Here is a 24885-nt window from a genome sequence, read left to right as displayed (position 1 = left end):
TAAAAAAGCACCCGAGGGTGCTTTTTTTAGGACAATCCCAAACAGTTTTAAGCTCTCATTTTAAAATGGTTCAGTTCCTGATTCAGGGCAGCGATAATATCTGCGCGGCTAATAATTCCGACCAGACGCTGCTCGCTCACTACCGGAATATAGTTAAAGGAACGCTCCACAAAATAGGGCACCAGATCCTGAATCGGCTGCAATGGCTGCACAGTGACCACTTTACGGGTCATAATATGTTTGACCTGATGTTCCCAGCTGCTGCGCACATCTGCAGCACGTTTAAACCATTCTACCACCTGATACATGGCCAGCGTTCCTACCAGCTTACCTTCCGCATTAACCACTGGCAGGCTCATCAGATTCATCTCTTTAAATTTATCCAGTGCATGCTGAATGTCATCATTGGCATGCAGGGTCACCACATCTTTGGTCATAATGTCCTGACAGGTGAACTGGTTGACCGCACGGGCATTGGCTCGGTCCTGCGCTTCTAGAATAATCTTTTGCAGGTCATATTCACTGATGTCCAGCAGCTCGGTTTGCTGATCCAGTACTTCCTGAATATCCTGTGGCTGGATGGTGACTTTCTGGGTCGGGGTCGGATCTTTGGAACGGGTATTTAATTGCGCCTGCTGCGGATAACGCTTGCCAATCATTCGGTTAAAGACAATCGCAATCACCATCAATAAAATTGAATTTAGCAGCACCGGATAGAAAACGAAAGCATAGCCGAGTTCATGGACCGCATTGCCGCCGAGTACCGCGGTAATGGCCACAGCACCACTGGGTGGATGTAGGGAATCTGTGGTCATCATCAGGATAATGGCCAAGGCCACCGCCAGACTAAAAGCTTCAGTTGGACTGGCAATAAACAAGGCGCAGGTTACACCGACTACAGCCGCAATAGTATTACCTACCAGAATATTCCAGGGCTGTGCCAAAGGACTGGCCGGAACTGCAAACAGCAGCACAGACGAGGCCCCCATCGGCGCGATATACCAGGCTTCAAAATCACCCAGAATCCATAAACTCAGTAATGACGATACCGTGAGACCCAGTAGTGCCCCAATACCGCAGAGTAAACGGTCTTTGAGTGGAAGAACTTTAAAATTTGGTTTTAAGGTATTGAGCCAGTCGAGATTGGAATGGAACACGGCGCGCCTGATTTTAATGTTTACAGATTTTGCGCATTATAAAACTAGTCGCTTTAAAGATGTATTCATTTTATATCTTTTAATCAAACTTAAATGGATGCTGTTTAAAAAGCCAAGTCTCTCTCCAGGCGACAGTCATCCATCTAGTCCTATTTTACTGTTCAATCTCTATAGAGGATTTTCAATAAGATAATTCATGTCAGGTGATTTTAGTCTCAACGCGACTATCGCATTCCGGTTTAATCAGAGGTTCGATTTTGAGCAGCTCGACCTGTCCATAATAGGTTGAGAAAGCCACATCTCCGGCATCTACCCCGGTGCCAATGCGAATCAGCTCGTCGACCGGAGCTAAACGGGTCGGATCAAACTGCACCCATCCTCCTTCCAGATAGGCTTCAAAAATGGCATGAAAATCAGGTAAAAACTTTTCAATTTCCACATAACCGACCACCATGCGTGCCGGAATGCCCAAAGCACGGCACAGCGCAATGCCTAAATGGGCAAAGTCACGGCATACCCCCGCCCGGTGGACCAGCACATCTGTCGCAGTCGTAAACTGGTCAGAACAGCCAGAGACATAAGAAATATTGTTATAAATCCACTGTTCAATGGCTTTTACACGCGTATAGCCGGGCGTCATCCAGCCAAATGAACGTTTTGCCATTTCTAGTAATAAATCTGAATTGCAATAGCGACTGGCCAGCAAATAAGGTAGGACTTCATCCGGCAGGTCTGGAATTTTGACTTCACTCAAGTTTTGCCTCAGATCATTCGGAATGCTCGGCTGACGGGTAACTGTCGCGCTATAATTCAGTTCAAATGCTTTACAAGGTTCGAGTTGCAACCGGATATGGCGGTTTTGATGCTGAGCATCCCGAAATTCATGCCACTTGACCGGCATATTTATGGTGAGCTGTTCTTCTAAAATATTTTGATCGGGATGATGGGCGACCTGAACCATAAAAATAAATTCGGTAGGTTGCACAATCTTGTATTTTAAATGGCACTGAATTTGGTAAGTGGTCATGAAGTTCCTTATTATTAGGCATTATTATATTGTGTGAAGATTAAACTAATTCTAAGACCGCAATCGTATGAGATCAGTTTAACTTTATCGCGCTTCAGTGAACAGGATGCTATACATCTGATTTATTCCTGATTTTTGGATCTCATCCCATTGCTAATCCAGCATAAAATTGCAGCAAAGCCGCGCAAAATCTGGCATGAATAAAGACTATTTTAATTTTTTCCAAAATATTTTCAGCGTATTAACCCTTTGCCACTCCCCTGTAAAATCCTTATAATCAAGCACAATTTTTCTCTAATTTTAAGTGGATGACCATGAGTCGCGCCATATCGCATATTGATACCTTCCAAGGCTTAATTCTTGCCTTACAAAACTACTGGGCGGAGCAAGGCTGCGTCGTGTTACAGCCTTACGACATGGAAATGGGTGCAGGGACATTCCACACTGCAACTTTCCTTCGTGCGCTAGGTCCTGAAACCTGGAATGCTGCTTATGTTCAGCCATCACGCCGTCCGAAAGATGGCCGTTATGGTGAGAACCCGAACCGTCTGCAACATTATTACCAGTTCCAGGTTGTGCTTAAGCCAAACCCGGACAATATCCAGCAGCTTTACCTGGATTCTTTAAAAGCGATCGGTATTGATCCTTTAGTTCACGACATCCGTTTCGTGGAAGATAACTGGGAATCTCCAACACTGGGCGCTTGGGGCTTAGGTTGGGAAGTTTGGCTAAACGGTATGGAAGTGACTCAGTTCACTTACTTCCAGCAAGTTGGTGGTGTTGAATGCTACCCAGTTACTGGCGAAATCACTTACGGTCTTGAACGTCTGGCGATGTACCTACAAGGTGTAGACTCAGTTTACGATCTGGTTTGGACCAAAGGTCAGTTTGGTACTGTGACTTATGGCGATGTGTTCCATCAAAACGAAGTAGAACAATCGACTTATAACTTCGAATATGCACCAGTAGAAAAAATGTTCGAACTGTTCGATTTCTACGAAGCTGAAGCAACGCGTTTAATCGAAGCTGAACTGCCACTGCCAGCTTATGAGCAAGTAATTAAAGCATCACACAGCTTTAACCTGCTGGATGCGCGTGGCGCGATTTCCGTGACTGAACGTCAGCGTTATATCCTGCGTGTGCGTACTCTGGCACGTTCAATTGCGACCAGCTATGTGGCTGCACGTGCGAAACTTGGTTTCCCAATGGCAGAACCTCACCTACGTGACGAAGTCCTGGCTCAGCTTAAAGCTCAAGTAGAAGCAGAAGCGGCTCAAGCAGAAAAATCAGCGGAGAACAAATAATGTCTAAACATACAGTTTTATTTGAACTTGGCTGTGAAGAACTTCCACCAAAAAGCCTGAAAAAATTACGTGACGCTTTAAAAGCTGAAACTGAAAAAGGCTTAAAAGATGCGGGTCTGGCTTTCGACGCAATCGAAGCTTATGCCGCGCCACGTCGTCTGGCACTTAAAATCGTAAATGTTGATGCAGCTCAGGCCGATACGCAAAAACGTTTTGACGGCCCTGCTGTTCAAGCGGCTTATGATGCTGAAGGCAAACCGACCAAAGCGCTTGAAGGCTTTATGCGCGGTCAAGGCATTACGGTTGATCAGGTTTCTACTTTCCAGGCCGGTAAAGTTGAAAAAGTCTGCTACCTGAAAGACGTGAAAGGCCAAAGTCTGGACGTTTTACTGCCACAAATTCTGCAACATGCTCTGGATCAATTGCCAATCGCAAAACGTATGCGTTCTGCTGCTAGCCGTACTGAATTTGTTCGTCCGGTGAAATGGGTGGTGTTGTTAAAAGATAGCAATGTGATTGATGCAACCATTCAGGATCACAAAGCAGGCAACGTGACTTATGGTCACCGTTTCCATGCGCCTGAAGCGATTATCCTAGCCAATGCAGATGTTTATCTGGATGCCCTTCGCGCTGCGAAAGTAATTGCTTCTTTTGAAGAACGTCAGGCGATCATCGACCAGCAAGTCAAAGCACTGGCTGATGAAGTGAATGCGATTGCCATTGTTCCTGCTGATCTGCGTGACGAAGTAACGGCTCTTGTTGAATGGCCTGTAGCTTTACGTGCCAGCTTCGAAGAACGCTTCCTTGCCGTTCCTCAAGAAGCGCTGATCACTACGATGCAGGACAACCAGAAGTATTTCTGTCTGGTAAATGCTGAAAACAAATTACAGCCTTACTTCATTACCGTTTCAAATATTGAGTCTAAAGATCCGACTCAAATTATTGAAGGTAACGAGAAAGTGGTTCGTCCGCGTCTGTCAGATGCTGAGTTCTTCTTCCTGCAAGATCAGAAACAGCCACTGGCTTCTCGTAAAGAGAAACTGGCAAACATGGTATTCCAGGCACAACTGGGTACTTTGTGGAACAAGTCTGAACGTATTGCCAAACTGGCTGTCGCACTTGCTCCGATTACAGGTGCCAAAGCTGAAGATGCTGAAAAAGCTGCCCTGCTTGCAAAATGCGACTTAACTTCAGAGCTGGTGGGTGAATTCCCAGAACTTCAAGGGATCGCGGGTACTTACTACGCACGTCTTGAAGGTGAAAATGATGAAGTGGCTGAATCTTTAGGTGAGCAATACTTACCTAAGTTCGCGGGTGATGTTCTACCTAAGACTAAAACTGGTACAACGATTGCGCTTGCTGACCGTCTAGATACTTTAACTGGTATTTTCGGTATTGGTCAGGCACCTACAGGTTCTAAAGACCCATTTGCGCTACGTCGTTCTGCCATTGGTATCCTGCGTCTGGTGACTGAAAATGAGCTTGATGTTTCAATCGAAGACCTGATCAAGCTGGCTTTAGCTGCTTATGGCGATGTATTAAAAGACCACGACAAGACTTTGGCAGATGCAGTTGCATTCCTTGAAGGACGTTACCGTGCGAAATACGAAGACCAAGGCGTTGATGTTGACGTGATCCAGGCTGTTCAAGCGTTGTCACCAAAATCTCCGCTTGATTTTGACAAGCGTGTAAATGCGGTAAATCACTTCCGTGCATTGCCTGAAGCTGCTGCACTGGCTGCTGCGAACAAGCGTGTGGCGAATATTCTGGCTAAAGAAGCTGCGCCTGAAGGTGCTGTGGTTGAAGCAAATCTGGTGGAAGATGCTGAGAAAGCATTATTTGCTGAACTTGCGAAAATCACACCAGTGGTTGAGCCGTTATTCGCTTCTAAAGATTACACTGCTGCGTTGTCTTCATTGGCAGCCCTGCGTGCGCCAGTCGATGCGTTCTTTGACGGCGTAATGGTGATGGCGGATGATGCTGAACTAAAAGCAAACCGTTTACGTCTGCTTGCTCAGCTACGTGACCTGTTCACTAAAGTTGCAGATATTTCAGTGCTTCAGCACTAAGCCTTAATTAGTTGTAAAGTATATAAAACCCCGCTATAAATTAGTGGGGTTTTTCTATATATAAATACGATGCAAAAACTAGAAATATTTCTCATTAATTTATTCATGGTGGGAGAAGAATGCTCTGATTCAGTAAATGGACGAAGCGTATTAGATACTACTTTTATTAAATGTGGCGGTTATACTTTTGAATTCAAACAAATTGATATTCACTTTAACCAATATAAATTTCTAAACCAGCAAAAAATCACAACAGTAGTAAAAATACTGAATGTTCAATCCACGGAAATTGAATCTATATTACAAATTATTGATGATCTTTGTTGGTTACTTTCATTTTGTCAGCAATCATATGTTTGCAGAGCTGGTTATAAATACGATAGCGGAGAACATTGGCATAGCACTTTAGGTACTATAAATAATAAAAACAATATCATAGAAAATAGAGGTCAAGACATTAGATACTTCATTGAGCAAGTTTATCCAACATTTAAAAAACTAAAATCGAAAAGACAATTAACAGTAATCTTTGGCTATATTTGTGAGGCATATCGCCCATCATTAGCTTATGAGATTTCTCTAATTTCTCACTACGTTGCTATAGAAAATTTGAAGCAGACATTTGCCTTAGATAAAGGATATAAATACTCTAGAGGATATTTTTCACATAAAGATTATCCTGCTTTAGATGTTGCACCTAAAGACTTAGAAAATTATTTCCCGCCTACCAGAAAAACGAAACAATATATACATAAAAAATTCGGGCAAGTTGGTTCAGCAGAAATGACTAGGCGCATGTTTGAAGACATTGGAATATCTAGAGACAACCCTATGGTTAAGTTTTCCCTTAAAAATCGAAACGATCTGATACATGAGGGCTTAGTATTTCCATTTGGACATGAGAATTACTTTGAAAAAGCTGAAAATGATTTCCATAATGTAAGTAATCTATTAAGAAAATATATTTTAACCTTACTAAATTACAAAGGTGAATATTACTTAAGTGAAGATCGAATCGGTCCTTCAGGCTTGATTACTTAAGGTCAAAGGTCAAATTAGCTGATCTTTACATCTCCCATAAGATCACAATAAAACTATGAAAAATAGAAAATCCCTTTCAATACCTCAATATTTGATGATTGGTATTATCCCCCCAATCATCACTGAAATTTTAGTATTTGCAGGGATTCAACGTACTTTTTGGCTACATTTTTTTAGCTTTATTATGATCACCGTTTTGGTGATCCTATATAACTATGCACGAAAAAAAACAGACCATACACCTTAGCCCTTAAGCTCAAAAACTATAGGCATATCCCTATATATTTCATATACTCATCTCAACAACACTCAACAAGAAAGAAGCGCATGAAATTTCAAACACTCATTATGACGACTCTTGCGGGTATCGCACTTACAGCATGTACATCTCAACCCACCATTCCACAACTGGAACTAGGTGTATTACAGGAAGTACAAAATCTCGAAGTTATTCCAGAAACCACCAACAATAAGGCGAAACTGACCAAATTCCTCGACAAATGCGTGATTGAATTTACTGGCGACATCGGCAACAACCGTTCAGTTGAGCAATGGTCATTTAAAGGCCTGACCCTGATTGATGCCGGCTCTGCGACTTTCCAGCGCGACGGAACCAGCACAGCACAAAAATTTGACCTGCATGATGCGGCGGTACAAAAGAACTTTGTGACCCTGCGCAATCATTTTGCTAAAGATGCCCTGACTCAATGTGACTAAATAAATTGCCCTGTTTTTATGATGAAAATGGGGCTATTTATTTTAATGAATAGAAATTTAATCTTTCTTCTGATTTGATCTGCTCTTTCTTCCTCTTAAAAATTATAAAATCCTCGCATCAAACTACGCTGAACCTATACTCTCTTCACAGCTTATTCATTGTTTTTGGCTGATTATCCGTTACACTGAAAGCCAAACTCAGACCGCTCTTTGACGAATTCGAGGTCGATCCATAATGAATATCAAAACCCCAATTATTTTAACGACAGCTTTAATGTTCTGCGCACCTGCATTTGCACAGACCGAAACTACTCAGACCACTAAACCGATTGCGCCTTATGGTGAAAATCCGAACCTGCTGCATGTGTTTGCCTATAAAGCACAGGAAGGTGTTATCAATACCGCTGAAAAAGTAGGTGAAGTCACTGAAAAAGGCATTGCCAAAATCAAACCGGGTGTAGATCGTGCCTGGGGCAATACCAAGTCTGCGGCATCAGATACCATCCAGAAAGTAGATGAGGGTGCGACTCAGGCAGCACAGCAAACGGGTCAGAAAATTCAGCAGACCCGAGAAGTCTGGCGTGGCAATTCACAACAGGCACCGATCGTGCAGCAGCCTTTGAGCCAACCATCTACCACAACTCAAAATTCATCGGTATCACAACCCCAGTCAGGTTCCGGTACAGCGACCAGTTATGCAGTAGATGATCTTTAAATCATCGCATTGAAAAAAGCCCATTACGGGCTTTTTCTTTTAAGCATTGAAGATAGTTGAGTCTTTCTTTAGACTGAACTCAAATAAAATCATGAGAAGATAATAAAAATGAAAAAAATTCTCCTCAGCTTTATCGCCGGCATTCTGTGTGGCGTAGCCATTCTATACATCACTTTACTGGTTTCAGGTGAAACCGTGACCTCAATTGCTGCGATTGATGATGAATTATCCTCCATCCCGAGCTTGTCTAGTGCGAATCCTTATAACCATAAAACCGAAGGCGAAAAAATCCAGCATATTCAAAACCTCGATGAAGCTGAATTTAGACCCGCCTCTGGCAATAATGCCGACCTGTATCAGATCAAGGATATGTGTAAATTAAGAATCGGGGCTCAGGGAGATGACATTTATAGCTATCGAACGGCTTATTTCTCGCAGAATCATCTGATTTATATGTTTGAAACCCATTATCGAACATCTTATGACAAGCGTCCTGATGAACGGGTACCCGAATTTAAGCGCGTCTATCAGGAGATTATATTTAACCCTAGGTCTGCACTGGTTCAGAGTGAATTTTTAAAACTATTAGATAAATACATTACGCCAGAAAATCGAAAAAAATGCTGATCGAATTTGATCAGCATTTAGTTTTTATTTGGCAGTTTTTAATTTACCTGACGGATAGGCCGGCTTTGCTTAAAGGCTGCTACATTTTCTACCATCTGATCCACAATGCGTTGACGGGCATCAACGCTGCCCCAGGCATTGTGCGGTGTGACAATCAGGTTGGGAATTGAGGCATCGAGCAATACATTGCCTTCTTTTGGTGGCTCCACGGTAAGTACATCCGTCGCAGCACCGGCAATTTTGCCTTCGCATAAGGCCTGAGCCAATGCCTGTTCATCAACGATTCCGCCACGTGCACAGTTAATTAAAAATGCACTTGGTTTCATCGCATCCAGCTCGGCATGGCTGATCAGGTCACGCGTATCTTCAGTCAATGGACAATGCAGACTCAGGAAATCAACCTGTGGCAATAGCTCAGCAAATGGGACACGTGAGGTATCACCCGGACGGTTCGGCAATGATCCGATAATGACGTTCATGCCAAAAGCTTCAGCCAGTTTCGCCACAGCTTTACCCAGTTCGCCATAACCGAGAATACCGAGGGTCTTGCCAGACAGTTCTACAATTGGTGCATCCAGCAGGCAGAATTGAGTCGCTTTTTGCCATTCGCCTTGTTGTACTTTCTGCTGATATTGCAGGAAAGAAGTCGCTAGATTCAGCATTAACATGAGGGTATGTTGAGCAACGGCGGAAGTGCCATAAGCCTGACAGTTACATACGACAATATCGCGCGCTTTGGCGGCTGCCAGATCGACATTATTGGTACCTGTTGCAGAGATTAAAATCAGTTTCAGTTGAGGGCATTGCTGAATGGTTTCGGCATTCACCATGACTTTGTTGGTAATGATGACATGGGCATCCTGGACACGTGCCAAAAGCTCAGCCGCAGAAGTTGCAGGATATAACTTTAACTCGTCAAATACGCCATGCAGCACCTGAAAGTCGAGATCCTGTTGATCCAGAGAAGCATAATCCAAATATACGGCTTTCACGGCCTGACCCTCAATTTTGTTAGACAATTATTCTGCCATTTAAAACAAGTCCTGCAGGGTTTTCAAGCAACTTACTGTCAGAAGTGGTTAATCTACAGGCTTATCAATATGGTTACGCAGAGAACGGCGCACCTTATAAATCACATATACACTCAGAAAGATCAGAAAAATAAGAGAAGAACTGAGCAAGATCACTGCAGGATGCACACTTTCCGCGTGTGCAAAATTAGGCAGCATCAGTCCAAGAATAAAACAAATACTTGAAACTTGTATGGATTGCATATATTTACTCCCTTGTCATATAAACAACCGGGAGCGGTGTGACTATTTTTCATACCGCCTAAGACCATATTAGGCCTTAGCAAATATAAGTCAAGTATTTGTTTTTTAGATAAATTTCTAGGTTAGTTCATTTCACTTCGTGTCACAAACTGTGTATTTTTGTCACTTACGTCAACGAAACCGGAGGCGCCGTATTCATCTGTATGCAAATTCAGATGTTTATAGCTGAACATATAAAAATCAGCATAGCGTTTCATGATAATCGGATGCATGCCTACATTTAATTCATCCTGCTCCTTGACCAGTTTCATGATATGCCGGTCATTCATTACCACCAGATAGCGCTCATCATTCAGATTGATGGTCAGCAAGCCATTACCTTTGGCATAAATTGGAATCAGGAATTTATGGTTCAGTGCAATCGCATCACCGGTATAGCTTTCGATCTTGTTGCTGATGACGTTAAAGACCAGTGCATGTCCATAGGCATCCAGCAATAACTGACGCTTTTCCTGCGGCAAATTAACGTGAATCCCAAGCTTGAGCAGATCCTGCTGATCCACCTGTTTATTACTCAGCAATTCACGCAAAATCACCTGTTTTTGCGCCGCATCGAAAAATTGAGTATCCAGCAATAGGTCATTATTTTTCAGGATACGTCCTAAAGCAAAACGATGCCTCGGCAAGATATTCTCAATCACCTTGCGATAGTAGAACTTGCTGTTTTTCTTGACCCGACGCATTTTCTGGTAGAAATAACTTTCATCATATTCATGCAATAAAAAGTCATACAGCAGCTCGGAACTGGCCAGAACGGCGATGGCATCATGGCCGGTAAATGGCAGATGCAGTACATGATGCTGCGGAAGTACGGCTTCCAGTTTCAGGTAATGTGCCCGGTCTTCGGTACAATACGGGTCATAAACCAGAATATATTCCCGTTCCGGACTGACATCTTCTGCCTCAATCCGCATGCCTTCATTCAGCTCGGGCTGGTAGAACATGTTGTAGCGGGCATCTTCGACATCTTCCGGATCAATCGAATATTGCGGCACCATCGCGACCACTCGCTGAACATTCAGCAAATTGGAATATTTAATCGCAGCATAGCCACCCATAGAACCACCATAGGCAATGCGCTGCTGAAACGGCGCAATCAGCTCGGCAATGGCTTGCAACATGTTCCACATGGAACTTTTTGGAAACCAGGATTTATGTTTGGGCATGATTCCCAAAACATTAAATTCAAATTTCGCTAATGATTTTTCGGCATTGATGCTCAAGCCCTTGGCACGGGTAATCAAATCTCCAAATGAAAAAATCAATTCTGAAGATGACCCCGGCATAAAAATTGCGCGTATATGCTCATCTTCAAAAACAATCTGCTTATCCATAACTTTCCCGTGCTGGTGAATCTAACTTTTCGGCAACAATTCACTCAATGAATATGGCCGAAAAAGTGAATATGCTATTTTATATCGATGAAAAAGATTAAAAAGCGCAAAATATGACACAATCACTGCATCCTGCAGCTCAACAGGGGTTTAGTGCAGCGGCTGAGCTTTATCAGCAGGTACGCCCTGACTATCCGGCAGATCTTAGCCCATGGCTTGCCGAGACACTGTCATTGCCTGTAGATGCAGATCTTGTTGATTTGGGAACAGGAACAGGTAAATTTATTCCCTATTTGCTTCCACTCAGCAGCCACATCACCGCCATTGATCCTGTTCCTGAGATGCTGGCCCAGTTAAAACTGGCACATCCGGATATTCATATCCTCGAAGGGATGAGCCACCAGCTTCCCCTGCCCGATCATAGCGTGAATGCCGTGTTTTGTGCACAGTCATTTCACTGGTTTTCCAATCTTGAGACCTTAAAGGAGCTGGATCGGGTACTTAAACCTCAAGGCTTTCTGGTACTGGTCTGGAACCAACGAGATATTACAGTCGACTGGGTCAAAGCCCTGGCAGATTGCATTGCACCACTGGAAGGTGATACGCCACGCTATCATAGTGGTGCCTGGCGTGAGGTATTTGAAGAACAGAATCTCTTTCAGCCTTATGCTGAAACGCAAATGTGCCAGCTACAGCATGGCCCTGTCGAACAGGTGGTTTCCAAACGCTTATTGTCGACCAGCTTTATTGCCGCACTACCAAAAGAACAGCAACAGCAGCTCAAGCAGCAATTCGAACAAATTATCAAAAACTATACGGACAAGGGTGCAGAAGATATGATTAATTTCCCTTATATCACCTATGTTTATGTATTCAAGAAAAATAATTAGGAACAGGATTCAATCATGCACACGATTCAATTGATGTCACGAACTGCACTTTTCACTGCCGCCATGTTTTTGATGGCCTGTGACCAGAAAAGTTCACAATCTGTAGAACAGCAGACAACAGAAGACTCTGCATCAGAGGAAATCATGCAGGAATTGAAAACTGGACCCGTGAAAAACTTCCCTAAAACGGAAGATGATCCCCATGATATTGCTGTCTTGAATGACTATGAAGAACGTTTTCAGGAAATGAGCGCGGATCTGGAAGCTGAACTCAATGGCATGCGCAATGATGACAATCTGACTCCGGAATTTGTCCAGCAACGTCAACGCGATCATGTCCAGTCTTCGCTAAATATGCTCAAAGATCTGGAGCTTAAAACTGAACAAGGCCGTTATATTCAGGGTCTGATGTATCAATACTGGGAACATCAGGAAAAACTGGTGAATAGTCCGAAATCTCAGGCCACTACCGTAAATGAAGCCAGTGAAAATGTAAAAGGTCTGGGCAAATATCTACATGCCCAAGAGCAACTGGAACGCTGGCGTTCGCAATATCCAGAGATGATCACTGCAAATAAAGCCCCAGCACAATAAATAATACATTTCAGGAAGCAGATGCTTCCTGAAATTTTATATGCAGTCCTGAGATTTAACTTTCACTTTCTGAAGAATGCGTATTATTGAGCTTGAGCCAGATAGTGCTGCACCCCTTCTGCGGCTGCACGTCCAGTGGCAAAACAGGCTGTCAGCAAATAACCACCCGTAGGCGCATCCCAGTCCAGCATTTCACCACATAAGAACACATGTGGATTGGATTTAAGCTGAAGCTGCTCTGACAGAACCTCGCGTTTAACGCCACCTGCACAGCTAATCGCTTCCTGTATAGGACGGAAACCGGTTAAAGGAATTTTCAATTGCTTAATCTGCTGTGCTAATTCAGGAGCATTTTGCCAAAGCGGTTTTGGTACCAGTTCACGCACCAGAGCAGCTTTTGCACCATCCAGACCTGCTTTCCGCCAGATATTATTTAAAGATTGCTTTTTACTTGGCTGTAATTTTTTAGCTAATTGTTCTACGGTTTGATCCGGAAAAAGATCCAGATTCAGCTGCATCGGCTGGCCCTGTTTCAGCTGTTGACGCAGTCCCCGACCCTGTTTATAGATCAGACCACTTTCCAGACCATAGTGACTGATCACAATATCACCCTTAGTCTTGTCGCCACCCTCACCCCAAGCTTCGACCCGTTTTAAGGGCTGGCCAAAGATCGGCTGCATAAACTTGGACCATGGATATTCCACACCCGCATTACTGGCTTGGAAAGGTTCAATCTCGCTGCAATCAAGCCATGCTTGCCATTTCCCATCACTGCCGAGTTTTGACCACGACACTGCACCACAAGCCAAAACAATCGCATCAAAGTTTTCTGTGAATGCGCAATCATTTTTTAAATCATGAATCTGTAGCTGATGATTTTTTAGATCTAGAATTTGATGGCGATAATGAAATTGGATGCCATGCTCGATCAGACGTTTTAGCCAGGCACGCAATAGTGGAGCGGCCTTCATTTCTGTAGGAAAGACCCGACCTGATGAACCGATATAAGGCTCAATGCCGAGGTCTCTCATCCAGTTTTGAATCCATATCGCATCCCAGCGTTTGATCCAAGGTTCTAACCAGTTCACCTGATCATAACGCTGCACAAACTGCTCGACTGGCTCAGCATGAGAAATATTTAGACCGGTTTTACCAGCCATCAGAAATTTGCGTGCAGCCGAAGGCTTCTGTTCAAAAACATGCACCTCATAATCAGACTGGCTCAGAACTTCTGCAGCCATCAAGCCTGCCGGGCCAGCACCTACAATTGCAACGCGCTTCGTCATGGCTTATTCCGCTGAACTCACATTCTGCCCTTGTAGCGGCTGAAACTCATCAAAACGTGTTGTATAGCCTTCCGGTTTACTAATAATCAATTGCTGGCACAACTCACCACGCTCTAGATATTTAATTTCAAAATGAGTTCTTGCCGAGTCTTGGCCAATGATTTCTTTAACAAAAGGCAGCTTCCACAAGTTTTGAACCTGCTGTTCTGCTTCCTCAATATATTCAGGAATATTGCTGGCTAAAGTAATCGTGCCACCAGTTTTTAAACGCGATAATAAAAACTCAAAAAATGGCATATTCAGCCAGCGCTGTGCCGGGTTATGCGGCTCAGGGTTCGGATATAAAATAAAAAACTGTTCGACTTGCGCTGGATAGAGAGCATGCACAATCCACGGCAAGGCATCGGCATGAACCGTTTGTAAATTCGGTTGTCCTTCCAGCACATGCTGTTTTTGCATAGCTAAAAATTTTTCTCGAGTTCGCTCGATCGCAATCAGCTTGCTGTTCGGATTGGTCTGAGTAAAGAGCAAAGCATGTTTACCTTTGCCCGCACCGATTTCCACACAAACCGGTTCAGAACTGATACTTTGGAAATCACGAGGCGCATGCATACGCTGTGCTTGAAATTGACGAATCGACATAATCAGATCAAACTAATAAAAACTGTATAAGTCTAACAAGTGCAGTTATATTTGCCTAATCGAAGCTTTATTTTTCTAGGGAGTGCGCTGATGTCGACCACTTTAAAATGTCCACGCTGTGGCAAACTGACCACTTGGGAAAATAATGAATTTCGTCCTTTCTGCTCGGAGCGCTGCAAAATGCTTGATCTAGGCGCTTGGGCCAGTGAGGAATATAAATTGCCGACCCAAGATGCTCCAGCGGCTGAATCTTCTGAAGAAGACTGAACCTTTTAAAATATCCTATCGCCTTAAGCATATCCTAAATAATCACATGATTTTTATAAAAGGCCTGTAGAAAACCAACACAAGTTAACAGTACATATGCCAGTTTAATACTATGTTCTTACGCAGAAATATCACATTATTTTAGAGCAAGAATATGGGCTACATTATTCTAAAGATCATTTTAATTGGGGTAGGAATACTTGCGATATTTTCATTAGGAATAGGAATTTTCCAGCAGGATGGCTTATTTATTGTCGTTGGAGTTCTGCTTGCCATTATGACCTGGCTGATCTATACACAAACCCGTCAGTCTTTGAATAATCCTTTTAGCAAATAAAAAGACCAGCTAGGCTGATCTTTTTACCTACTTTAACCCGCTTTTCCCGCAACGAAAGGGTTATGCTGCTTTTCAAAACCAATATTGCTGATCGGACCATGTCCTGAAATAAACCGGGTTTCATCCGGCAGACTGAAACATTCGCGCTGGATCGAATCGAGTAGCTGTTGGTGATCTCCACGTGGGAAATCTGTCCGTCCAATTGAGCCTTTAAACAGTACATCCCCTGTCCATAACAAAGCATGGTTCCTGTTATAGAACATTACATGACCTGGGGTATGACCCGGAGCAAAACGTACTTCAAACTCTTCATCACCCAGTTTGAGAACCTCTCCACCTTCCAGCCATTGCGTGACTTCTACTTTTTCCGGAATCGGAAAACCGTAACGGGCAGACACTTCCTGAATCATATCTAACCAGAATGCATCTTCTTTATGCGGACCAATCACCGGCACACCCCAAGCTTTTTTTAAAGCACCAACTGCTCCAGCATGATCGAGATGACCATGAGTCAGCCATAAAGCCTTGACCGTTAAGCCCAGTGCTTCTACTTCCGTTTTTAATTTTTCAGGTTCGCCCCCTGCATCAATCAAAACAGCCTCTTTACTGTCACTATCCCAAAGAATCGAGCAATTTTGCTGAAATGCAGTCACAGGAACAATTTTGACTTGTAACATAGGATAAGAAACCTCAAAAAATTAATAGGCAAGCGTCTGGTTCAATGCTTCAAGATTAGCCTGTAACAGCGTATTGAGCAATTGCACATGATCCTCACGATTGTTCAAAGCCGGAATATAACTGTAACTTTCCCCGCCATTGGCCTTGAAGGTCTCCCCATTTTCCATCGCCAGCTCTTCCAGTGTTTCCAGACAGTCAGCCGAAAAAGCCGGACTCATCACCTGAATTGATTTCACGCCTTGTTTGCCCCACTCTTCAATTAAGGCATCCGTATAAGGCTTAACCCACTCCTGTTTACCAAACCGGGACTGGAAACTAATTGCATATTGATCTTCAGATAGACCTAAAGCTTCTGCAACCAATTTGCCTGTGATTCGGCAACGATCTGCATAGGGGTCACCTTTATCGGCATAGGGCTGTGGAATACCATGAAATGACATCAACAGTTTTTCCGGCTGCCCATGAATCGCCTGATAATCCCGAACACTTTGCGCCAGTGACTGAATAAATAAAGGGTGTTGATAATAATCGCGGATAATCGACAAACCAGGTAAATTGCGCTGTTTCAGCACCCATTTTGCGACTGCATCATACAGAGGCGCGGTAGAGGTCGCTGAATACTGGGGAAATAATGGAAACAGAATAATGTGATCTTGGGGTTGAGCCGAAATCTGATCAAGGACAGCCTGAATATTGGGATTGCCATAGGTCATGGCAGGCACCACATTCAGTTCAAATTGCGGATATTGTTCAATGAGCTTGGCCTTTACTTGACTCACCTGCTGCAGCAGAATCTCACGCATCGGTGAATCCTGACCCCAGACCTGTGCATAGGCACGGGAAACCCGCTTGGGACGGAACGGTAAAATAAATAAACGCAGGATGAGTTGCCAGATCGGCTTGGGAATTTCAATGACACGCTGATCAGATAAAAACTGCTTCAGGAAATCGCGTACTGCCGGCACAGTCGGTGCATCAGGTGTGCCTAAATTTGCCAATATAATCGTAACTTTCGGTTTAGCTGTAGAAAACATGCAGTACGCCCGTCGTGGTATCAACCCGCTTACTTTAACAGCTTTTTACTTATTCTCTATATGGATTAATACACTGACTTATATTGAAAAGTACGATCTTTATCCAGCAAGTTACTGTCCAGCAGTTTCTGTGCCTTAGATGTAATCTGCCAAAGCAGACGCTGGCGGTCATCACGGCCCGACGGTACAATCCAGTCGTTCTGGCGCATTTGCAATTTCAGGCTATGTAGGGCACGGATATTAATCTGGGCACGGGCTACAGCATGTGCACGCGGCATTTCCGCTCGTGCATCTTCCAGACCGGTTTCATTCAAATACTCATTCATACGCTTGGAGAAAAATTCCTCCGGCGTTGGATTAATGAAGGTAGAGCCAAGAATAGCCAGCAATTGTGCCCAGGTCAGTCTCTTCTGAACTTTCAGCTCTTTAAAGTTACCATCCTGATAAGCATGCATACGGTATTCGAAAGAGAAAACTTCATGCATAGACACTTTCGGTAAGCTCAGGAAAGGGTCTACTTCACGCGTACCGCCATCTCGTTCCAGTTGGGCCACTTTGGCTTTGAGCTGGTCAATCTCGTCATGCAAGGCTTGAGTATTCTGCGGACGTACCCAGCCACTTACCGGATAACGTTCCAGCATTTGCGGCATGTTCAAACGCACCGCCATTTCCAGATCGCGCAGGGTGCGATAGCAAAAGACCTGATCAGCTTCCTGCTGCAATAACTGACGAAATTCTTTAAATTTTTCCTGTAATTCAGGTTTGGTATCGTGCAATGAAGAATCACGTGAGGCCGGATCTTCATGCATAAACACAATAATCGGTTTCTGCTTGGTCACAGCGTAAATGTATTCCAGGTGCATATAACCCACACCGGAAACCGACTGCTCACCATACTGGCTTCCCAGCAGAATCACCACATAATCACAGTCATCAATCTGGCGACGCGCAAATGCAGTATTTAAAGGAGTGCGTTGTTCCAGCCCCCAGGAAAAGAAACCCATGCCGACCAAAGTCTGTGACAAGATGATCCGCTCTGGCTGCATTTCTGCACCAGAGGTGGAGATAAACACCTGATAACGTTTATCGAGCATTGATTATCCTCTTTTACTGCACATTGATCTGGCCGGCTAAACCCTGCCCTGACACAATATGACGACCCCAGTATAAAAATATATCTTTGAAAATTATAAGATGAGTGACGGTCGCCTAGCTGACTTCTGTCTCCATATTACTGACCTGCCATTTAATATCGGCTGGAATCAGATGCCCTAAAATCGGCTGGAGCTGTTCAGCATTTTGACCACTAACCACAAGTCGGATTTTTAGACTGTCCTTGCACTCATGCTCAAATAATAACCCATTTTTGATCAAAATTCGGGCCGTTTGTCTCGCAACCGCGAATCCTGAGTCAATTAATGTCAGCTTTTGACCAAAAATATACTGAATTGACGATTTTAGGAAGGGGTAATGTGTACATCCTAGCACTAAATAATCAGCCCCCTGATCAACAACCGGTTGTAAAATCTGAGTTAATGTCGCCAGACACTCAGGACTCATCTGCTGACCGGCTTCTACAAAAGGCACCAGATCCAGACAGGTCACTGGAATCACTTTGACCTGTGCCGGCTCGGCAAAACGGGTCATGACATCCTTAATTAGCTGGCCACGAAAGGTTGCAGGTGTGGCCAGGACGGCCACCGTTTTGGATTGGGTATTGAGGACTGCAGGTTTAAGCGCTGGCACCAGTCCAATGATCGGAAAGTTTTCGCCGTAATGCTCACGTAAATAATCCAGACTAAATGCAGAGGCGGTATTACAGGCGACGACTGCAACTTTACAGCCTTCACGATACAGCCATTCAATCGCTCGCGCAGTCAGGTCACGGATTTCCTGATCTTTACGGGGCCCATAAGGTACGTAAGCCGTGTCGGCATAATAGACAAAGCGTTCATTGGGCAAATACCGGGCAATTTCCAAAGCAACCGATAATCCTCCCACACCAGAATCAAAAATCCCGATAGGTGCATCAGCACTGGCTTTAGGCATGGGATCTACTAAGGGATAAATCGGTTGGATAGCGCTCATAACGTTGCTAGTTGCTTGTTTCAAATGACCTTGCAACAAAGCTTAAACCTCAGGTGCTTAAATGCAAGTCTAAATCACCACTTTTCAAGCTTAAAATCGTCTCTCCAGCAGCATTTTCACCAAGCTCGCCCATTCCCACCAGATGCAAAAAAGCAGACCGTTGAATCAGCGCATTGATTCCAAACCGAACATGCACATAAGGCCGCAATTCATCCTGATACTGACGCATAAAGATAGGATGCTCACTATCGACAATAATGAGGTCCTGGGTCGTGGTGGTCAGTTGCAGGTAAGTCTTGCCTTCGATCTCGACCTGATCGACCTGATTCACAAACAGAGGTTCATCTTCAACTTCGATTTCAATCATTTCAACTGGCGTCTTTAGGTAGAATTTTCCTTCTTCTTTCCAGAGTACCGTTGAAAACAGGTCTATCATCGGCTGACGCTTGATCAATTGACCTTCGTGCCACCATTCTCCATTGGCCAAAACCTTGAGATCCATTGCCCCACAATGCTTTGGATGCCATTGATCCAAAGGCGGGATTGACCTTTTGTGACTGCTCTGTGCATCTTTTAAGTATTGTGCGATATCCATTAAATTTTTATCATCGCTAGAAGCTACTTTTTTCGTCGGATTTTTCTCGGGTGCTGACTTATTCATATAAAGAAGACCTTAATGACGGAAAAATAATATGTTTCAGCCAATTGGCTTAACCTGGGTTTAAAACTATACTAGCCCAGATGCTTAAAGACACTACTATTTTTGTGTCTAGGAATTCAGAACACTCATGGCAGCACCCAATCATCTGATTATGGTTGCCACCGAATAGAAATATGAGGAGTCCTACATGGAACACATCGAACGTGAATCGATGGAGTTTGACGTTGTGATCGTAGGTGCGGGTCCTGCCGGCCTGTCTGCTGCAATCAAGATCCGTCAACTTGCAATTGAAAACAATTTAAATGATCTGTCCGTTTGTGTCGTAGAAAAAGGCTCCGAAGTCGGTGCACATATTCTTTCAGGTGCTGTGCTTGAACCACGTGCCATGAACGAACTGTTCCCGAACTGGAAAGAAGAAGGTGCGCCTTTAAATGTGCCAGTCACAGAAGACAAAACTTTCTTCCTTCTTTCAGATGAAAAATCACAAGAAGCACCGCACTGGATGGTGCCTAAAACTATGCATAACGATGGTAACTACGTGATCTCACTGGGTAACGTGGTGCGCTGGTTAGGCCAGAAAGCCGAAGAGCTGGAAGTATCGATCTTCCCGGGCTTTGCTGCTTCTGAAATTCTGTATCATGAAGATGGTACGGTGAAAGGTATCCAAACCGGTGACATGGGGATTGGCAAAGATGGCGAACCGACGCATAACTTTGCGCCGGGTTATGAGCTGCATGCCAAATACACCATCTTTGCTGAAGGCTGCCGCGGTCATTTAGGTAAACGCCTGATCCAAAAATTCAATCTGGATAAAGATGCTGATCCGCAGCACTACGGGATCGGCATTAAAGAACTCTGGGAAATCGATCCTGCCAAGCATAAACCAGGCCTGGTGATGCATGGTGCCGGCTGGCCATTGTCTGAAACTGGTTCTTCAGGTGGCTGGTGGTTATACCACGCTGAAAACAATCAGGTAACCCTAGGCATGATCGTGGACCTTTCTTATGAAAATCCACATATGTATCCATTCATGGAAATGCAGCGCTGGAAAACCCATCCACTGATCAAACAGTATCTGGAAGGCGGTAAACGTATTTCTTATGGTGCGCGTGCCGTAACCAAAGGTGGTTTTAACTCTCTACCTAAATTCACCTTCCCGGGTGGTTCTTTAATCGGTGATGATGCCGGCTTCCTGAACTTTGCCAAGATCAAAGGCTCACATACTGCCATGAAATCCGGCATGCTTTGCGGTGAAGCGGTATTTGAAGCGATTGCTGCCGGTGTAGAAAAAGGCGGTGATCTGGCGATTGCCCGTGTGACTGAAGGCGAAGACTTCTTCGTGAAAGAACTCACGTCTTATACAGATAAGTTCAACAACAGCTGGTTGAAAGAAGAGCTGTACAGCGCGCGTAACTTTGGCCCGGCAATGCACAAGTTCGGTCAATGGATGGGGGGTGCGTTCAACTTCATCGACCAGAATGTATTTAAAGTACCGTTCACGCTCCATGACCTGGTGCCTGACTTTAAGACATTAAAAACTGTCGATGCAGTGAACTTCAAGCCGAACTATCCAAAACCGGATGGCAAGCTGACGTTTGACCGTCTGTCTTCTGTGTTTGTATCGAATACAGTCCATGAAGAAAACCAGCCAGCGCACTTAAAGTTAACTGATGCTTCGATTCCGGTAGATGTCAACCTGCCGAAATGGGATGAGCCAGCTCAGCGCTACTGCCCGGCGGGTGTATACGAAATTATGGAAAATGATGACAGTTCGAAACGCTTCCAGATCAATGCAGCGAACTGTGTGCACTGCAAGACCTGTGACATCAAAGATCCATCTCAGAATATCACCTGGGTAACACCGGAAGGTGGCGGTGGTCCGAACTACCCGAATATGTAATGCTTAATTAGCTTGCATAAGCCTCTAAAATAATTACTTATTTTAGAGGCTTTTTTTATATTTATAAGATTATGAAGTATGCATCATTAAATTTTTTTAGTATTGAATGGCTTTGTTGCATAAATATGTAAGCATCTGATTTAAATAAATTTAATTTTGAATCAAAAAATAATCAAAACTTTTAAAATCATATAGTTATGAAATCTTTGTGCAACAAAGCCGCTTTCTTTTAATTTTAATCTTTCAAAAATATGGGCAAATAAATCACTCATCTGCCCAAAAAATCTTTTAACCGCCTTTTTTCACCAGATAGTGGAACTCTTTATTGCCATTTTCATCCAGACGTTCTTCTTGGAGCAGCAGTTCATGTCCTAAATGCATACAGAATTTTGGAATATCCCAAGAGGTTGAATTATCCGTAGCAAAAACTTCAACTACATCACCAGCTTTAGACTTACGGATGGCTTGATGCAACATCATCACTGGCTCAGGGCAGCGTAATCCACGGGTATTCAATTGCAGGCTTGGCGTAATTTCGGCTTCAGACATCGACAGACTCAGGAATTCAAGATCAGCCTTATTTTAGCATAAAGCGGCTATCGCATTGCAGCCTGCGCTTTGAGCCAATTCACAAAACCAGACTGACCCGCGCGATCAAGTCTGCGCAGCATAATTACAATAGACAAGCGTATTTTCTGCGGTATGATAAAATCACGTTTTTTTAGATATTAAGAGTCTTTAGGAAAGATCATGCACGAGGAATCAGGCCCGTCGTGGGGTATGCGCGGCTTACGTAAATGGCTGGGAACTGCACCCGAAACTCGCGACGAACTGCTAAAATTAGTACAAGATTCACGTCGATTTTTAGAACCCGATACTGTTGCAATGCTGGAAGGCGTACTGGATCTGCCAGCTACCAAAATTCGTGAAGTCATGACGCCAAGAACGTCTATGATTAGCTTGCAGGAAGATGACCAACTTCTGGAAATTCTGCATGTTTTAGTTGAATCTGCACATTCGCGATTCCCTGTGTTCTCATCGGATCAACCGGATAATGTAGTTGGTATTTTGCTGGCCAAAGATCTGCTTCCTTTCCTGACCGAGCCTTCTTCCAAAGTCGATATTCGTGCCTTGATGCGTCAGCCATTGTTTGTGCCTGAAAGTGCGCGTTCCGACCAAGTTCTGCGTATGCTGAAAAATACCCAGACTCATATTGCGGTAGTGATTGATGAGTACGGTACAACTTCAGGCCTGGTGACCCTAGAAGATATTCTCGAAGAAATTGTGGGTGAAATTGAAGACGAACATGATATTGCGGATGAAGAAGCACAATATATTGTTCCGGATCAAGACCCGAAGACAGCAAATACCTGGGTAGTACAAGCGCTGACGCCAATCGAGCATTTTAACAATATGCTGGATGCCAACTTCTCCGACGATGAAGTTGAAACCATGGGTGGTTTATTATTGCAGGAAATTGGTCTGGTAAATGATCTGGAAGGTCAGACGATTGAACTGGAAAACTGGCAATTTACCATTCTTGAGGCAGATTCACGTTCTATTCGTTTAATTCGAGCTGTGCGCCAATGAGAGCATATTTCGATAAGCTATTAAATCCAGCCCAGCAGCAAAAGCAGTTAGCCCTGATTTATCCTGTACTGATTGCCTTATTTGCCGGCGCTATTTTTAGCCTGGCACTAGCACCTTATCATTACTGGTGGCTGGCGATTCTCTCTCCTGCCTTACTGTATGCTTGCGTCCGTGGTCGTAGTGCGAAACAGGCTTTTGGTATTGGCTGGGCTTATGGGATTGGATTGTGGTTTGTGGGTGCATTCTGGCTCTATACCTCTATTCATGTGTATGGCGATACCAGTTCTTTCCTGAGCATAATCATGATCTTGATCATGGCGATCGTCATGGGACTGTTTACTGCGCTTCAAACTTTCATTTATCGTCGATTTTTCCCAGAAACACCTCTTACCTTCGCACCACTTTGGGTGATCTTTGAATGGGCCAAAACCTGGGTATTTACCGGTTTCCCATGGTTATTTGCAGGTTATGCTTTTACTGAGCTCTATCTGGATGCCTATGCGCCTTTATTTGGTGTATTTGGGGTGTCCTTTGTAGTGATTGTTCTGGCCTGTGCGCTGGTTGAAATCTTAAGTAAACGGGTCTTCTGGATCGTGCCTTCTGCACTCTTATTATTGGGTGCCTGGGGTGCTGCACAACTGACTTTCGTACAAGAAAAAAATGAAAAGCCGCTCACCGTTTCTCTGATTCAGGGCAATATCCCTCAGGATCTGAAATGGTTAACTGAATATCAGGTAAAAACCCTGCTGATCTATGCCAATCTGAGCAAGACTGAATGGGGACGTGACCTGATTGTCTGGCCAGAATCTTCGATTCCGATGTTCCAGACCGACATCGAGCATTTCTTGGAGGCCATGAAAGTTCAGGCAGAAAAATCTGGAACAGCTTGGGTCACAGGTATTCCATTCTGGGATCTAGCTGAGTCACAGGAAGCAGGCACGCCAAAATATTACAATAGCATCATGGCGACCGGTGATGAGTCGAGTGGACTTTATAAGAAGCAGCGTCTGGTGCCTTTTGGGGAATATATTCCACTCTCTGGCGCACTCAGTTGGGTACTTCCAGCTCTGCAAAACGACCCTTCGGTGAGTGGTTTCTCGCGTGGTGCGGATACCCAGAAACCATTAAATGTGAAAAACCATCCTTTAGGTGCAGCGATTTGCTATGAAGTGGCTTATCCAAACCTGACTCGTCGTAATGCCAGCCAAAGCGATTTTCTGGTGACCGTATCTAATGATGCCTGGTTTACTGGCACTGCCGGTCCACAGCAACATTTACAGATGGTACAAATGCGGGCCAAGGAAAATGGTCGCTGGTTTATTCGTGCTACCAATACTGGGGTAACTGCGTTCATCGACCACAATGGCCATATTGTGAAACGTGCACCTATGGATAAAGAAGCTATACTCCGCGGTGAGTTACCCGCCATGCAGGGTGAAACGCTTTACATGAAACTCAGCGACTGGCCAGTACTGATTTTCTCCGTATTGTTATTATTACTGGGTTGGCGCTTCCGCCCACGTAAGGTGGATATCAGCTTTAAGTCTAGAAGGTAAGTATTTATTCCCTCTCCTTTTAGGAGAGGGTTAGGGA

26 protein-coding genes are annotated in these 24885 nt (G+C 44.1%); 13 read left to right on the top strand and 13 right to left on the bottom strand.

Annotated elements, in window-relative coordinates; genetic code table 11:
* Window positions 1–47: 47 nt before the first annotated feature.
* Together AC4MBN_RS01500 and AC4MBN_RS01495 are read right to left on the bottom strand one after the other, a co-directional pair.
* On the bottom strand, window positions 48–1157 hold the full coding sequence (locus AC4MBN_RS01500; protein ID WP_067728170.1) for an HPP family protein: 1110 nt from the start codon (window positions 1155–1157) through the stop codon (window positions 48–50).
* A gap of 199 nt (window positions 1158–1356) precedes the next feature.
* Window positions 1357–2184 carry a transglutaminase-like domain-containing protein gene (locus AC4MBN_RS01495; RefSeq protein WP_419375040.1) on the bottom strand — a complete coding sequence of 276 codons (828 nt, stop codon included), beginning with the start codon at window positions 2182–2184 and terminating at the stop codon, window positions 1357–1359.
* Between the two features lie 314 nt (window positions 2185–2498).
* On the opposite strand from AC4MBN_RS01495, the gene glyQ reads away from it, so the two are divergent.
* From glyQ to AC4MBN_RS01465, 6 genes are all read left to right on the top strand, one after another.
* Complete coding sequence (gene glyQ, locus AC4MBN_RS01490) at window positions 2499–3488, top strand: glycine--tRNA ligase subunit alpha (RefSeq protein ID WP_005232423.1); 990 nt, start codon at window positions 2499–2501, stop codon at window positions 3486–3488.
* Window positions 3488–5557: a glycine--tRNA ligase subunit beta gene (gene glyS / locus AC4MBN_RS01485; RefSeq protein ID WP_491880540.1), complete on the top strand. Its 2070-nt coding sequence runs from the start codon at window positions 3488–3490 to the stop codon at window positions 5555–5557. Before glyQ ends, glyS begins: the two co-directional genes overlap by 1 nt.
* Window positions 5558–5626: 69 nt before the next feature.
* On the top strand, window positions 5627–6598 hold the full coding sequence (locus AC4MBN_RS01480) for a hypothetical protein (RefSeq protein ID WP_491880539.1): 972 nt from the start codon (window positions 5627–5629) through the stop codon (window positions 6596–6598).
* 327 nt (window positions 6599–6925) lie between these two features.
* Window positions 6926–7315, top strand: a complete 390-nt coding sequence (locus AC4MBN_RS01475; RefSeq protein ID WP_104426657.1) for a hypothetical protein — start codon at window positions 6926–6928, stop codon at window positions 7313–7315.
* A 235-nt stretch (window positions 7316–7550) separates the two neighbouring features.
* On the top strand, window positions 7551–8030 hold the full coding sequence (locus AC4MBN_RS01470; protein ID WP_491880538.1) for a hypothetical protein: 480 nt from the start codon (window positions 7551–7553) through the stop codon (window positions 8028–8030).
* 108 nt (window positions 8031–8138) lie between these two features.
* The gene (locus tag AC4MBN_RS01465) at window positions 8139–8657 is read left to right on the top strand and encodes a hypothetical protein (protein WP_491880537.1); all 519 of its coding nucleotides are present in this window, start codon (window positions 8139–8141) and stop codon (window positions 8655–8657) included.
* Between the two features lie 38 nt (window positions 8658–8695).
* Here AC4MBN_RS01465 and AC4MBN_RS01460 read toward each other — a convergent pair whose 3' ends face one another.
* The 3 genes from AC4MBN_RS01460 to AC4MBN_RS01450 all read right to left on the bottom strand — a co-directional run bounded on the left by AC4MBN_RS01460 (window position 8696) and on the right by AC4MBN_RS01450 (window position 11325).
* Entirely contained in the window at window positions 8696–9649 is a 954-nt protein-coding gene (locus AC4MBN_RS01460; RefSeq protein ID WP_491880933.1) for a 2-hydroxyacid dehydrogenase, read from the bottom strand.
* Between the two features lie 87 nt (window positions 9650–9736).
* Window positions 9737–9931: a hypothetical protein gene (locus tag AC4MBN_RS01455; RefSeq protein WP_419375065.1), complete on the bottom strand. Its 195-nt coding sequence runs from the start codon at window positions 9929–9931 to the stop codon at window positions 9737–9739.
* A 122-nt stretch (window positions 9932–10053) separates the two neighbouring features.
* A complete protein-coding gene (locus AC4MBN_RS01450; protein WP_419375064.1) occupies window positions 10054–11325 on the bottom strand; it encodes a hypothetical protein in 1272 nt (423 codons plus the stop codon).
* A gap of 113 nt (window positions 11326–11438) precedes the next feature.
* Here AC4MBN_RS01450 and AC4MBN_RS01445 point away from each other — a divergent pair, with 113 nt between their 5' ends.
* Window positions 11439–12215 (top strand): class I SAM-dependent methyltransferase, encoded by a 777-nt coding sequence (locus tag AC4MBN_RS01445; protein WP_491880536.1) that lies wholly within the window; start codon window positions 11439–11441, stop codon window positions 12213–12215.
* Between the two features lie 15 nt (window positions 12216–12230).
* Window positions 12231–12809 carry a hypothetical protein gene (locus AC4MBN_RS01440; protein WP_491880535.1) on the top strand — a complete coding sequence of 193 codons (579 nt, stop codon included), beginning with the start codon at window positions 12231–12233 and terminating at the stop codon, window positions 12807–12809.
* An 83-nt stretch (window positions 12810–12892) separates the two neighbouring features.
* On the opposite strand, the gene AC4MBN_RS01435 is transcribed toward AC4MBN_RS01440, so the two are convergent.
* Both AC4MBN_RS01435 and AC4MBN_RS01430 read right to left on the bottom strand, forming a co-directional pair.
* The gene (locus tag AC4MBN_RS01435) at window positions 12893–14095 is read right to left on the bottom strand and encodes a TIGR03862 family flavoprotein (RefSeq protein ID WP_491880534.1); all 1203 of its coding nucleotides are present in this window, start codon (window positions 14093–14095) and stop codon (window positions 12893–12895) included.
* A gap of 3 nt (window positions 14096–14098) precedes the next feature.
* A complete protein-coding gene (locus AC4MBN_RS01430) occupies window positions 14099–14743 on the bottom strand; it encodes a class I SAM-dependent methyltransferase (protein ID WP_491880932.1) in 645 nt (214 codons plus the stop codon).
* A gap of 84 nt (window positions 14744–14827) precedes the next feature.
* Between AC4MBN_RS01430 and AC4MBN_RS01425 the strand changes: the two genes are divergently transcribed.
* Together AC4MBN_RS01425 and AC4MBN_RS01420 are read left to right on the top strand one after the other, a co-directional pair.
* Window positions 14828–15004 carry a DNA gyrase inhibitor YacG gene (locus AC4MBN_RS01425; protein WP_419363792.1) on the top strand — a complete coding sequence of 59 codons (177 nt, stop codon included), beginning with the start codon at window positions 14828–14830 and terminating at the stop codon, window positions 15002–15004.
* 154 nt (window positions 15005–15158) lie between these two features.
* Window positions 15159–15341, top strand: coding sequence for a hypothetical protein (locus AC4MBN_RS01420; protein ID WP_491880533.1), 183 nt, complete (start codon window positions 15159–15161; stop codon window positions 15339–15341).
* 32 nt (window positions 15342–15373) lie between these two features.
* Here the strand turns inward: AC4MBN_RS01420 and AC4MBN_RS01415 are convergent, their stop codons facing one another.
* The 5 genes from AC4MBN_RS01415 to AC4MBN_RS01395 form a co-directional block, all read right to left on the bottom strand.
* Entirely contained in the window at window positions 15374–16018 is a 645-nt protein-coding gene (locus AC4MBN_RS01415) for an MBL fold metallo-hydrolase (RefSeq protein WP_491880532.1), read from the bottom strand.
* Between the two features lie 21 nt (window positions 16019–16039).
* Window positions 16040–17053, bottom strand: coding sequence for a ferrochelatase (hemH, locus tag AC4MBN_RS01410; protein ID WP_491876238.1), 1014 nt, complete (start codon window positions 17051–17053; stop codon window positions 16040–16042).
* Between the two features lie 65 nt (window positions 17054–17118).
* Window positions 17119–18147 (bottom strand): DUF4062 domain-containing protein, encoded by a 1029-nt coding sequence (locus AC4MBN_RS01405; RefSeq protein WP_491876239.1) that lies wholly within the window; start codon window positions 18145–18147, stop codon window positions 17119–17121.
* A 115-nt stretch (window positions 18148–18262) separates the two neighbouring features.
* Entirely contained in the window at window positions 18263–19141 is an 879-nt protein-coding gene (gene murI, locus AC4MBN_RS01400; protein WP_166138033.1) for a glutamate racemase, read from the bottom strand.
* A 49-nt stretch (window positions 19142–19190) separates the two neighbouring features.
* Window positions 19191–19802, bottom strand: a complete 612-nt coding sequence (locus tag AC4MBN_RS01395) for a DUF1285 domain-containing protein (RefSeq protein ID WP_491880531.1) — start codon at window positions 19800–19802, stop codon at window positions 19191–19193.
* 187 nt (window positions 19803–19989) lie between these two features.
* Here AC4MBN_RS01395 and AC4MBN_RS01390 point away from each other — a divergent pair, with 187 nt between their 5' ends.
* Entirely contained in the window at window positions 19990–21702 is a 1713-nt protein-coding gene (locus tag AC4MBN_RS01390) for an electron transfer flavoprotein-ubiquinone oxidoreductase (protein WP_491880530.1), read from the top strand.
* A gap of 288 nt (window positions 21703–21990) precedes the next feature.
* Here AC4MBN_RS01390 and tusA read toward each other — a convergent pair whose 3' ends face one another.
* Window positions 21991–22251 carry a sulfurtransferase TusA gene (gene tusA / locus AC4MBN_RS01385; protein ID WP_004781744.1) on the bottom strand — a complete coding sequence of 87 codons (261 nt, stop codon included), beginning with the start codon at window positions 22249–22251 and terminating at the stop codon, window positions 21991–21993.
* Between the two features lie 201 nt (window positions 22252–22452).
* On the opposite strand from tusA, the gene AC4MBN_RS01380 reads away from it, so the two are divergent.
* Both AC4MBN_RS01380 and lnt read left to right on the top strand, forming a co-directional pair.
* Entirely contained in the window at window positions 22453–23292 is an 840-nt protein-coding gene (locus AC4MBN_RS01380; RefSeq protein WP_004781742.1) for a CorC family transporter, read from the top strand.
* Window positions 23289–24848 carry an apolipoprotein N-acyltransferase gene (gene lnt, locus AC4MBN_RS01375; protein ID WP_491880529.1) on the top strand — a complete coding sequence of 520 codons (1560 nt, stop codon included), beginning with the start codon at window positions 23289–23291 and terminating at the stop codon, window positions 24846–24848. Before AC4MBN_RS01380 ends, lnt begins: the two co-directional genes overlap by 4 nt.
* Window positions 24849–24885: the final 37 nt, after the last annotated feature.

The sequence above is a fragment of the Acinetobacter sp. CAU_H_60 genome (genome assembly GCF_058599385.1).
Note: the sequence above shows the minus strand (reverse complement) of the source record. Positions and strands in the feature narration are given on the sequence as shown.

What these genes read in the sequence shown, in the direction of transcription:
- AC4MBN_RS01495 (WP_419375040.1), bottom strand. Translation starts at nt 2,184, where the DNA reads ATGACCACTTACCAAATTCAGTGCCATTTAAAATACAAGATTGTGCAA.
- glyQ (WP_005232423.1), top strand. Translation starts at nt 2,499, where the DNA reads ATGAGTCGCGCCATATCGCATATTGATACCTTCCAAGGCTTAATTCTT.
- glyS (WP_491880540.1), top strand. Translation starts at nt 3,488, where the DNA reads ATGTCTAAACATACAGTTTTATTTGAACTTGGCTGTGAAGAACTTCCA.
- AC4MBN_RS01480 (WP_491880539.1), top strand. Translation starts at nt 5,627, where the DNA reads ATGCAAAAACTAGAAATATTTCTCATTAATTTATTCATGGTGGGAGAA.
- AC4MBN_RS01475 (WP_104426657.1), top strand. Translation starts at nt 6,926, where the DNA reads ATGAAATTTCAAACACTCATTATGACGACTCTTGCGGGTATCGCACTT.
- AC4MBN_RS01470 (WP_491880538.1), top strand. Translation starts at nt 7,551, where the DNA reads ATGAATATCAAAACCCCAATTATTTTAACGACAGCTTTAATGTTCTGC.
- AC4MBN_RS01465 (WP_491880537.1), top strand. Translation starts at nt 8,139, where the DNA reads ATGAAAAAAATTCTCCTCAGCTTTATCGCCGGCATTCTGTGTGGCGTA.
- AC4MBN_RS01455 (WP_419375065.1), bottom strand. Translation starts at nt 9,931, where the DNA reads ATGCAATCCATACAAGTTTCAAGTATTTGTTTTATTCTTGGACTGATG.
- AC4MBN_RS01450 (WP_419375064.1), bottom strand. Translation starts at nt 11,325, where the DNA reads ATGGATAAGCAGATTGTTTTTGAAGATGAGCATATACGCGCAATTTTT.
- AC4MBN_RS01445 (WP_491880536.1), top strand. Translation starts at nt 11,439, where the DNA reads ATGACACAATCACTGCATCCTGCAGCTCAACAGGGGTTTAGTGCAGCG.
- AC4MBN_RS01440 (WP_491880535.1), top strand. Translation starts at nt 12,231, where the DNA reads ATGCACACGATTCAATTGATGTCACGAACTGCACTTTTCACTGCCGCC.
- AC4MBN_RS01435 (WP_491880534.1), bottom strand. Translation starts at nt 14,095, where the DNA reads ATGACGAAGCGCGTTGCAATTGTAGGTGCTGGCCCGGCAGGCTTGATG.
- AC4MBN_RS01425 (WP_419363792.1), top strand. Translation starts at nt 14,828, where the DNA reads ATGTCGACCACTTTAAAATGTCCACGCTGTGGCAAACTGACCACTTGG.
- AC4MBN_RS01420 (WP_491880533.1), top strand. Translation starts at nt 15,159, where the DNA reads ATGGGCTACATTATTCTAAAGATCATTTTAATTGGGGTAGGAATACTT.
- AC4MBN_RS01415 (WP_491880532.1), bottom strand. Translation starts at nt 16,018, where the DNA reads ATGTTACAAGTCAAAATTGTTCCTGTGACTGCATTTCAGCAAAATTGC.
- hemH (WP_491876238.1), bottom strand. Translation starts at nt 17,053, where the DNA reads ATGTTTTCTACAGCTAAACCGAAAGTTACGATTATATTGGCAAATTTA.
- AC4MBN_RS01405 (WP_491876239.1), bottom strand. Translation starts at nt 18,147, where the DNA reads ATGCTCGATAAACGTTATCAGGTGTTTATCTCCACCTCTGGTGCAGAA.
- murI (WP_166138033.1), bottom strand. Translation starts at nt 19,141, where the DNA reads ATGAGCGCTATCCAACCGATTTATCCCTTAGTAGATCCCATGCCTAAA.
- AC4MBN_RS01395 (WP_491880531.1), bottom strand. Translation starts at nt 19,802, where the DNA reads ATGAATAAGTCAGCACCCGAGAAAAATCCGACGAAAAAAGTAGCTTCT.
- AC4MBN_RS01390 (WP_491880530.1), top strand. Translation starts at nt 19,990, where the DNA reads ATGGAACACATCGAACGTGAATCGATGGAGTTTGACGTTGTGATCGTA.
- tusA (WP_004781744.1), bottom strand. Translation starts at nt 22,251, where the DNA reads ATGTCTGAAGCCGAAATTACGCCAAGCCTGCAATTGAATACCCGTGGA.
- AC4MBN_RS01380 (WP_004781742.1), top strand. Translation starts at nt 22,453, where the DNA reads ATGCACGAGGAATCAGGCCCGTCGTGGGGTATGCGCGGCTTACGTAAA.
- lnt (WP_491880529.1), top strand. Translation starts at nt 23,289, where the DNA reads ATGAGAGCATATTTCGATAAGCTATTAAATCCAGCCCAGCAGCAAAAG.